This is a genomic window from Amycolatopsis sp. NPDC104863, from assembly GCF_055582965.1.
This window is the reverse complement of the sequence record NZ_JBVJOW010000014.1, coordinates 26,945-36,100: the sequence shown is the minus strand read 5'-3', so window position 1 is coordinate 36,100 and position 9,156 is coordinate 26,945. Positions and strand designations below refer to the sequence as shown.

Here is a 9,156-nt window from a genome sequence, read left to right as displayed (position 1 = left end):
GTCCCATTCCGAACCCGGAAGCTAAGCTTGACAGCGCCGATGGTACTGCAACCGAAGGGTTGTGGGAGAGTAGGACACCGCCGAACTTAACGAACAGGAAGGCCCCGGTCGAGGACCAGTGATGGTTCTCCCGGGGCCCTTTCTGCATGCCCGAAAACTGCCGGGCTAGTCGGCCCGCCGGCGTAGCAGGTACGTGTCCATGATCCAGCCGTGCTCCTCACGAGCCTTCGCCCGCCGCTCGCGGATCTCCGAAGCCAGCTCCGCGGTCAGCGGACCCGAGATGAGGATCTCGTCGGGCGTGCCCACGTAGGCGCCCCAGAAGATCTCCAACCCGTCGGCAGCGAACCGGTCGAACGTTGTGTGCGCGTCCAGGAGGACGAAGACGTCGTCGACGTCCTCGGGCCAGCCCGACTGCAGCCGCCGGCCCGTGGTGAGTTGGACCGCGCGGCCGATCTGGTTCATCGTCGTCCGGTGCCGGGCCACCAGCGCCGAGATGCTGCTGATCCCCGGGATCACCTCGTACTCGAACTCGGCCTTCCCCCGCGCCAGCACAGCCTCGATCAACGCGATCGTGCTGTCGTAGAGCGACGGGTCGCCCCACACCAGGAACGCCCCGGTCTCGGCCGGCCCCAGCTCCGCGAGGATCAGCTCCTCGTACACCGCCGCCCGCGCCGCGTGCCAGTCGGCGACCGCGGCCCGGTAGTCGGCCGGTGTGCGGTCGCGTGGCGGGTCCTCCGCCAGCACCACCCGGTAGCCCGGCCGCGTGACGAACCGGTCGAGGATCTCCTGCCGCAGCCGCACCAGATCGGCCTTCTCGGTGCCCTTGTCGAGCACGAAGAACACGTCGACGCGGTTGAGCCGGTCGATCGCCTGCACCGTCAGGTGGTCCGGGTCGCCGGCGCCGATCCCGATCGCGTAGAGCTTGCGCATGCCGCGAGTCTGACGGGACCCGATGGAGAACCCCTACCCCCAAGGGGTATAAAGGAAAAAGCACGAAGGGAGTTGCCGATGACCGAGACGACCTACTCCGTCGAGGGCATGACCTGCGGGCACTGCGCCAGCTCGGTCCGTGAAGAGGTCTCCGAGCTCAGCGGTGTGCGGCAGGTCGAGGTCGACGTCGAGAGCGGCCGCGTGACCGTGACCAGCGACGTCCCGCTGGCGGCCGACGCCGTCGCCGCGGCGGTCACCGAGGCCGGCTACCGCCTGGTCGCGTGAGCCCGGCCGAGGTGACCACCGCGGAGCGCGTCGAGCTCGCCATCGGCGGGATGACGTGCGCGTCCTGCGCGGCCCGCGTCGAGCGCAAGCTCAACAAGGTCGGCGGGGTGACCGCGACGGTCAACTACGCGACCGAAAAAGCGCAGGTCAGCTACCCGAGCGAGCTGTCGGTCGACGATCTGAAGGCCGTGGTCGAAGCCGCCGGGTACTCCGCGCGGCTCCCGGAGCCGGAAGCGCCCGACGAGACGGGCACGCTGCGCAAACGTTTGCTGCTCTCCGCGGTGCTCACCGTCCCGCTGGTGGCGCTCGCGATGGTCCCCGCCTGGCAGTTCGACTACTGGCAGTGGGTCTCGCTGGTCCTCGCGGCCCCGGTCGTGACGTGGGGCGCGTGGCCGTTCCACCGCGCCGCCGCCGTCAACCTGCGGCACGTCACCGCCACCATGGACACGCTGATCTCACTCGGCGTCATCGCTTCGGTCGTGTGGTCGCTGTACGCGCTCTTCTTCGGCATGGCTGGCGAGATCGGCATGCGCCACGGCTTCGAGCTGATCAGCTCCGGCACGGCCGGCGACAGCCTGTACTTCGAGGTCGCGGCCGCCGTGACCACGTTCATCCTGGCTGGCCGGTACTTCGAAGCCCGCTCCAAGCGCCGCGCCGGCGCCGCGCTGCGGGCGCTGATGGACCTCGGCGCGAAGGACGTCACAGTGCTTCGCGGCGGCGAAGAGCGCCTGGTCCCGATCACCGAGCTCAAGGTCGACGACGTCTTCGTGGCGCGGCCCGGCGAGAAGATCGCCACCGACGGCGTGGTCGTCGAAGGCGGCTCCGCGGTCGACACCGGCATGCTCACCGGTGAGTCCGTGCCGGTCGAGGTCGGCCCGGGTGACGCGGTCACCGGCGCCACCGTCAACGTCGGCGGGCGGCTGCTCGTGCGGGCCACCCGGGTCGGCGCGGACACGCGGCTGGCGCAGATGGCGCGACTCGTCGAGGCGGCGCAGAACGGCAAGGCGGAGGTCCAGCGGCTCGCCGACCGCGTGTCGGCGGTGTTCGTGCCGGCCGTCGTCTTCGCCGCGCTCGCCACGCTGGTCGTCTGGCTGGCGACGGGCGGGCCGGAGGAGGCGGCGTTCACCGCGGCCGTGGCCGTGCTGATCATCGCGTGCCCGTGCGCGCTCGGCCTGGCGACCCCGACGGCCCTGCTGGTCGGCACCGGCCGCGGCGCGCAGCTGGGCATCCTGATCAAGGGGCCGGAGGTGCTCGAGTCCACTCGCCGGGTCGACACCGTGGTGCTCGACAAGACCGGCACCGTCACCACCGGCCGGATGACGCTCGTCGAGGGCGACGGCGAGGTGCTTCGGCTCGCGGGCGCCGTCGAGGCCGCGTCCGAACACCCGATCGGCCGCGCGATCACCGAGGCCGCCCGGGAGCGGTTCGGCGTGCTGCCCGCCGTCACGGACTTCCGCAGCACCGCCGGGGTCGGGGTGTCCGGCCTGGTCGAAGGCCGCACCGTGAGTGTCGGGCGCGCGCCGGGCGGCGAAGTGACGACGGTCGCCGTGACCTGGGACGGCGAGGTCCGCGGCACGCTGGCCGTCGCCGACACGATCAAGCCGACGTCCGCCCGGGCGGTCGCCGAGCTGCGCGAACTCGGGCTGACGCCGGTGCTGCTGACCGGCGACAACGAGGGCGTGGCGCGGGCGATCGCCGCCGAAGCCGGGATCGACGAGGTGATCGCCGGGGTGCTGCCCGAGGAGAAGATCGCCGTCGTCCGGCGGCTGCAGGCCGAGGGGCGCGTGGTGGCGATGGTCGGCGACGGCGTCAACGACGCGGCCGCGCTCGCCCAGGCCGACCTGGGCCTGGCGATGGGCACCGGCACCGACGCGGCGATCGAGGCGGGCGACCTGACGCTGGTCCGCGGCGACCTGCGCGCGGCGCCGGACGCGATCCGGCTGGCCCGCCGGACGCTGGCGACGATCAAGGGGAACCTGTTCTGGGCGTTCGCGTACAACGTGGCGGCGCTGCCCCTGGCGGCGCTCGGCCTGCTCAACCCGATGATCGCGGGCGCGGCGATGGCGTGCTCGTCGGCGTTCGTGGTGAGCAACAGCCTCCGGCTGCGCCGGTTCCGCTGACCCCCGCCGATACGTGGGGAGGGTATAGTCGACGTCGAGGGATGCCGACAACGGGACAGGTGGGCGATGACGGGTTACGGCACCGAGCGGGAGGCCTATCTCAAGCGCCTGCGCCGCATCGAGGGGCAGATCCGCGGGCTGCAGCGCATGGTCGAGCAGGACAAGTACTGCATCGACATCCTGACCCAGGTCTCGGCGGCGACGAAGGCGCTGCAGTCGTTCTCGCTGGAGCTGCTGGACGAGCACCTGGCGACCTGCGTGGTCCAGGCGGCGGCGAACGGCGGCGAAGAGGCGGATCTGAAGGTCCGCGAAGCCTCGGACGCGATCGCGCGGTTGGTGCGCTCGTAGGTCGGCGCGAGGGGGAGGCCATCGCCGGGCTCGGCAGCCGCTGACCAGACAACCCGCGACCGTCCGGCGCATCCCACGCAGCCGGCTGTCCGGCGTTCGTCCCCTAGCGCACCAGCACCGCCAAGGTCAGCCCGCCCGCGTTGGTCGTGAAGTGCACGATCACCGACGCCAAGACTCCGCGCCCCGTGTGGCGCCACCAGTGCAGGAAGATCCCCGCCACCCCCGCCGCCGCCATCGCGAGTACCTGCAGCACGACCACCGGCGTTGATCCGAACACCGCGTGCACCGCCGCGTTGCGGCCGATCGCCAGTGCCGGCAGAAAATGCCACAGGCCGAACAGGGCCGCCGCTCCCAGGATCGGGGGCCAGCGCCAGCGGTCGTCGCTTGCTCCCAGCAGCGCCGGGAGGACTCCGCGGAACGCGATCTCCTCGATCAGGACCGTCCCGAACAGGATCCGGCCGCAGGTCAGCCACAGCAGTTGGCCGAAGTCGGGCGTGCCGACGCGGCCGTCCTGGTACACCGTGCGCAGCGCCGGCACCGCCAGCGCGACGCCGAACACCACCGCCACCAGCGCCGCTCCGGCCAGGCCCACCAGCAACGGCCGCCGGAACTCACCCAGGCCCAGGTCGCGCCACGAACAGCCCGCCGCTCGGCCCAGCGCGACCAGCACCAGCGCCGCCACCACTCCGCACACCGGGTACGCCCAGCCGGGCAGCACGCGGTTGGCCAGCGTGGTCGACGCGGCCAGCGTCACCACCGCCACGAGCAGGGCGAACACCCGGAAGTACTGCGAAACTCTGGCCAAGCACTCAGCCTACGGCGTCCGACAGGTCGTCCGCCGGTGATCGTCGCTGGACCGGGACTCTCTTCGACATCGGGAGCGTGGCTTCGGGGTCGAACGGCGCCGGCTGTTCGTCGAGCGCGACGGCCGCTTCGGCCAGCAGATCACGGCAGCCGGTGAGGCTCGCGTGGAGCTTGTCGCGGACCTCGGTGAGGGCCGCGACCTCGCGTTCCGCGGCGCCGACCAGCGTTTCGCCGCGGCTGGTCGCGTCCGCGACCAGCTGGTCCGCCTTCGCCCGCGCGGCCGCTTCCTGCTCGGCCAGTTCACGCATCGCGTCCGCACGGCGGATCGTCATCGCGCGCGTGTGATCCTCTTCCTGCTGCGCGCGGCGGTGCGCCGCGGCTTCGTCCAGCTCACGGCGACGCTGCTCGGCCGCCCGCACGAACTCCTCGTGCTCCACCCGGCGGCGCTCGCCCTCGGCCTCCGCCTCGGCGACCAGCGTGCGTTCCTTCTCGGTGAGCCGAACCGCCTCGCGCTCGGCCTCGAGCCGGATCCGTTCGGCGTTTTCCGTTGCGCGCGCGGTGATTTCGGTCGCTTCCTCGCGGGTGAGCTCGATCATCCGGCGCGAGCGCTCCTGCAGCGCGTCCGGCTCGATCGGGGTCCGGCTGATCCGGTCGATCTTCACCCGGAGCTCACGGTTGCCCTCCGCGAGCGACTCCGCGCGCCGCCGCGCCGAGTCGCGTTCTGCGGTGAGTCTTTGGATCTCGGCTTCGGCCCACTCGACGTATTCGACGACCTGCGCGCGATGAAAACCGCGCCACGCCAGGTCGAATCCGGGCCGCGTGCGCGCCACGTCCTCGCCACCGCCGGGGGCCATGCCTCACCTCCGAATTGGATGGTTTCTCCTCGGCCGCACGTTTTCCTTGCGGTGCCGGGGATTTCCGTGTGCACCCCAGTGTGCCGCAAACCCGGCCCCGCGCGCCGCCCGGGCGGGTGATCATTCGTCGAGCGGTTCCCCGGGACCGGTGGACGTGCTCCGGACGCCGGGCAGTTCGGCGAGCTCGGCGGCCAGGTCGTAAAGATCACCACGACCGTCGAGGCGCATGGTCACGACCGCGATCCGTTGCCCCTCTTCGGAAAGAGACTCGTGGTCGACGTCGACGTGCTGCACGCTCCAGCCCCGCCCGGTGCAGGCGGCGAGCGCGGCGCGCAGCACGCCGTGGCCGTCGAGGTAGCTCAGCTGGATCACCGGTGGCTCGCGGCGGTGGCGGGCGACGAACCGCTGCAACGGCGGAAAGCCCCTTGTCACCACGAAGTGCCCGATCGTCGTGGCGACCGCGAGCACCGGCAGCCCGGCGCCGCACGCCGTGCCGACCGCGGCGGTGAGCCAGATCGTCGCCGCCGTCGTCAGGCCGCGTACGGCGTCGCGGCGGACGAAGATCAGCCCGCCGCCGATGAAGCCGATGCCCGACACGATCTGCGCGGCGATGCGCGACGGGTCGAGCGCGACGTGGTCGGTGCCGAGCAGGTCGGCGAAGCCGTACTTCGACACCAGCATGAACACGGCCGAGCCGACGCCGACCAGGCTGTGCGTCCGCAGGCCGGCGGCCTTCATGCCGGCCTCGCGCTCGAGCCCGATCGCGACGCTCAGCACCAGCGCGAGCAGGACCGGCGGCAGCAGCTCCCACTGCGCCGAGGTGGACCACAGTGTGGGCAAGATCATCCTCCCTGCCTTCCCCGGCGGGCGGCGCGCAGGGCCGCCACCTGGGGATATCGAGCCGACAGGAGTTGATCGTGCCAGGGCGGGACGCGCGCCGCCGCACTGCGCCGGGCGTCCGGAGTGGACGGCGTCAGCCGCCGGGCGGGGTCACCGTCAGCAGCGCGGCCAGCGCGAGGACCACCACGCTGAGCACGACCTCCACCGCGACCGCCTGCCGCAGCTTGCGCAGGCTCGTCGTCACGGTCTTCGTGCTGCCCTCTTCCGGCCCGGTCAGCCCGCGGCGCACCGCGCGACGCGATCGGCTCGCCACCGCCAGCAGCGCCGCGAACCCGGCGATCTTCAGCAGCACCAGCAGGCCGAACGTGCTGGTCCAGAGGGTGGACAGGGACGGCATGATCCGCAGCGCGAGCACCGCGCCGCTGATCGCGATCGCCGTGACCGAGCCCGCCGCGAGGCGCGAGAACTTGTCCGCGACCGGCACCAGGTCCTCGCCCGGCGCCGGCCGGTACAGGCCGAGCGCGAGCTGGACCAGCCCGCCCGCCCAGATCGCGATCGCGCCGAAGTGCACGAGGTCCGCGGTCACCGAGACGAACATGACCGGGTCGGTGACCGGGTGGCCGGTGGCCGAGAACGTCAGCAGCACCAGGAAGCCGGTCACCATCAGGAGGTTTTCGTAGCGGGCGCGCAGGCGGTCGGGCAGGCCGGGCCGCAGCAGGCGGGGCAGCAGCACAGTCAGTGCCGCGACCGCGGCCAGCCGCAGGAGCAGCAGCTTCCCGTAGGCGACGCGCAGGGTGTCCGCCAGCAGCCCGGGGTCGGTCACGGCGCCGAGGCCGCGCCCGGCCGCGTACGGGCCTTGCAGCAGGAAGGTCGCCGCCGTGGTCACCACGACCAGGCCGGCGCCCCAGTGCAGCAGCCCCCGCGCGCGGGGGTCGGTGCGGGCCGCCGGGCGGCACAGCACCACGAACGCGAGGCCGCCGAGCAGCACGACCCCGAGATAGGCCAGCCAGCGCACCGCCGTCGACACGGTGTTGACGCCGGCGTCGGTGCCGGTCGCCGCCGACACCGCGCCCGCCGACGTCACCAGCGGCCCAGTGCCGACGACAAACGCGAACGTGCCGCGCACCGGGTGGGAGTCGGCCGAGACGAACGCGTATTCGACGAGGTAAGAGCCGTCCGGCAGGGTCGGCTCCAGCCGCACGGCGACCTGCTCGGCGACGTCGCCGGGCTGGAACACCGGCCCGGACTCGACCTCGCGGCCGCTCAGGTCGACGACCTTGATCGACCCGGGCTGGATGCCGATGTTCTCCGAGAGGGTGACCGACACCAGGGGCGGCGCCGCGCTCAGGCGGGCGCCGTCCCCGGGGGTCGACGAGATGATCTCGACGTGGGCGGAAGCCGGGGTGGCGCCGAGCACCAGCCAGCCGATGAGGAAGGCCAGCAGGGCCAGCGCGCGCTTCACGACGCGGCGAGCGCCGACTGGTGCTTCGGCAGGCCGCAGGTGCAGCCGGTCAGCTCGTGCTCCGCGACCGAGGCCCGCCGGTGCAGGACCATCGCCACGATCATCGGGATGGTGACGATCGTGTTGTAGAACAGGTGCAGCTCCACCCGCGGCACGAGCAGCTGGATGATGCTCGTCGGCACCTTCTGCCCGGCCAGGCGCCAGCCCGACTGCGCCTGGATGAACAGCAGCAGGTGCTCGATGTGGTGCCAGAACTGGATGCCCAGCGCCAGGTTCCACCACTGGCGCGAGCGCCCGGCGAAGCCGTGCCGCAGCACCCACAGGAACACCAGCATCACCAGCGCGTAGCCGTAGTGCAGCCACTCCTGCGAGATCAGCCACGGGAAGGGCATCCCCAGGACGCCGCGCGCGTCCGGCGTCTTCCAGCCCAGCACGTAGATCTGGAAGGCCTGCACGACGTGCTCGGCCCAGTGCCCGATCACGATCACCATGAACACCGTGAGGGCCCGGTTGTGGTACTTCCCGTTCAACGTCCCCAGGAAGCCGGCCGGCCGAACGAGCTCGGAGGTCGACATGTACATGCTCCTTCACGAAAGACCGAAAAGTCGGCTTCCTCGAAGATAGGTGGCCGGGGCCCCGATCCGGTTACTCCAGATTGCCCAATTACGCGGAACCGGTCGTCACCCGGGGTGGGTGGCGACCGTTTCCGTGGTGGCGAGGGGGGTCAGTGCATCGCCAGGCCGTCTTCGATCTCCGGCTTCGGCGGGATCCGGAACAGCTTGGTGAACAGCTCGAGGTGCTCGAACTCGCCCTCGATCCGGACGCGGCCGGTCGCCATCGCCTCGGCCGCGGTCAGGTTGCCGTTGACCAGGTCGATCAGCTCCGGCCCCTGCGGCTCGATGACCAGGTCGGCGGCCGGGTGGTCGCCGCCGCTCACCTTGAGCGTGCCGTCTTCCACCATCGCGTGGATGATCAGCGAGTCGCTGTGGCGCAGCACGTAGGTCACGTGGACGCCGCGCGCGGCCTCCTCCTGGAACGTCGCGTAGAGCGAGAGGATCGCGGCGTCGTTGGTGAAGACGTCGCCGTCGGTCGGGTAGCCGAGCGAACGCGCGCCCCAGAGGCCGAGGTCCAGCATGATGTGGTCGAGCTCGCTGCCGTACTCGGTGAGCTCGTAGACCAGGCCGGCGTCGAGCTGCGGCAGCACCCGGCGCCGGACGACCCCGGCCTGCTCCAGCTCGTTCAGCCGCGAGGACAGGATGCTCGCCGGGATCCGGGGGAGCCCGAGCTGCAGGTCGGTGTAGCGTTTCGGGCCGAGCATCAGGTCGCGGATGACGAGCATGGACCAACGCTCGCCGATGATCTCGAGAGCACGGGCCAAACCGCAGAACTGGCCGTAGGTGCGAGTGGTCGTCATACTCGATCCTCACTTGGGTCTCGGGGTACGGGCCGGGCGGGAGCCCGCGCACTGCCCTTCGCGATCCAGAGTGACGAAGCACCGGCGACGGCGACCAGT

Annotated in this window: 10 protein-coding genes and 1 rRNA gene; 4 read left to right on the top strand and 7 right to left on the bottom strand. The window is 71.6% G+C overall.

Features of this window, described 5'->3' with window-relative positions; translation table 11 throughout:
• Positions 1–86 (top strand): 5S ribosomal RNA (gene rrf / locus ACZ63J_RS47030); the annotation flags it as partial.
• Between the two features lie 79 nt (positions 87–165).
• Here the strand turns inward: rrf and cobF are convergent.
• Positions 166–930: a precorrin-6A synthase (deacetylating) gene (gene cobF / locus ACZ63J_RS47025; protein ID WP_465408739.1), complete on the bottom strand. Its 765-nt coding sequence runs from the start codon at positions 928–930 to the stop codon at positions 166–168.
• Between the two features lie 78 nt (positions 931–1,008).
• Here cobF and ACZ63J_RS47020 point away from each other — a divergent pair, with 78 nt between their 5' ends.
• The 3 genes from ACZ63J_RS47020 to ACZ63J_RS47010 all read left to right on the top strand — a co-directional run bounded on the left by ACZ63J_RS47020 (position 1,009) and on the right by ACZ63J_RS47010 (position 3,683).
• Positions 1,009–1,215 carry a heavy-metal-associated domain-containing protein gene (locus ACZ63J_RS47020; RefSeq protein WP_465313297.1) on the top strand — a complete coding sequence of 69 codons (207 nt, stop codon included), beginning with the start codon at positions 1,009–1,011 and terminating at the stop codon, positions 1,213–1,215.
• On the top strand, positions 1,212–3,335 hold the full coding sequence (locus tag ACZ63J_RS47015) for a heavy metal translocating P-type ATPase (RefSeq protein ID WP_465408741.1): 2,124 nt from the start codon (positions 1,212–1,214) through the stop codon (positions 3,333–3,335). The genes ACZ63J_RS47020 and ACZ63J_RS47015 overlap by 4 nt, the downstream gene beginning before the upstream one ends.
• Before the next feature lie 66 nt (positions 3,336–3,401).
• Positions 3,402–3,683 carry a metal-sensitive transcriptional regulator gene (locus ACZ63J_RS47010; protein ID WP_257920172.1) on the top strand — a complete coding sequence of 94 codons (282 nt, stop codon included), beginning with the start codon at positions 3,402–3,404 and terminating at the stop codon, positions 3,681–3,683.
• A 103-nt stretch (positions 3,684–3,786) separates the two neighbouring features.
• Here the strand turns inward: ACZ63J_RS47010 and ACZ63J_RS47005 are convergent, their stop codons facing one another.
• From ACZ63J_RS47005 to ACZ63J_RS46980, 6 genes are all read right to left on the bottom strand, one after another.
• Positions 3,787–4,488: a CPBP family intramembrane glutamic endopeptidase gene (locus tag ACZ63J_RS47005; RefSeq protein WP_465408743.1), complete on the bottom strand. Its 702-nt coding sequence runs from the start codon at positions 4,486–4,488 to the stop codon at positions 3,787–3,789.
• A 4-nt stretch (positions 4,489–4,492) separates the two neighbouring features.
• Complete coding sequence (locus ACZ63J_RS47000) at positions 4,493–5,341, bottom strand: M protein (RefSeq protein WP_465408744.1); 849 nt, start codon at positions 5,339–5,341, stop codon at positions 4,493–4,495.
• Positions 5,342–5,461: 120 nt separating this feature from the next.
• On the bottom strand, positions 5,462–6,187 hold the full coding sequence (locus tag ACZ63J_RS46995; RefSeq protein ID WP_465408745.1) for an MgtC/SapB family protein: 726 nt from the start codon (positions 6,185–6,187) through the stop codon (positions 5,462–5,464).
• Positions 6,188–6,314: 127 nt separating this feature from the next.
• Positions 6,315–7,643 carry a copper resistance CopC/CopD family protein gene (locus ACZ63J_RS46990; protein ID WP_465408746.1) on the bottom strand — a complete coding sequence of 443 codons (1,329 nt, stop codon included), beginning with the start codon at positions 7,641–7,643 and terminating at the stop codon, positions 6,315–6,317.
• Positions 7,640–8,218 (bottom strand): hypothetical protein, encoded by a 579-nt coding sequence (locus ACZ63J_RS46985; protein ID WP_465408747.1) that lies wholly within the window; start codon positions 8,216–8,218, stop codon positions 7,640–7,642. The genes ACZ63J_RS46990 and ACZ63J_RS46985 overlap by 4 nt, the downstream gene beginning before the upstream one ends.
• Positions 8,219–8,367: 149 nt before the next feature.
• Entirely contained in the window at positions 8,368–9,057 is a 690-nt protein-coding gene (locus ACZ63J_RS46980) for a winged helix-turn-helix transcriptional regulator (RefSeq protein WP_465313290.1), read from the bottom strand.
• Between the last annotated feature and the right edge of the window lie 99 nt (positions 9,058–9,156).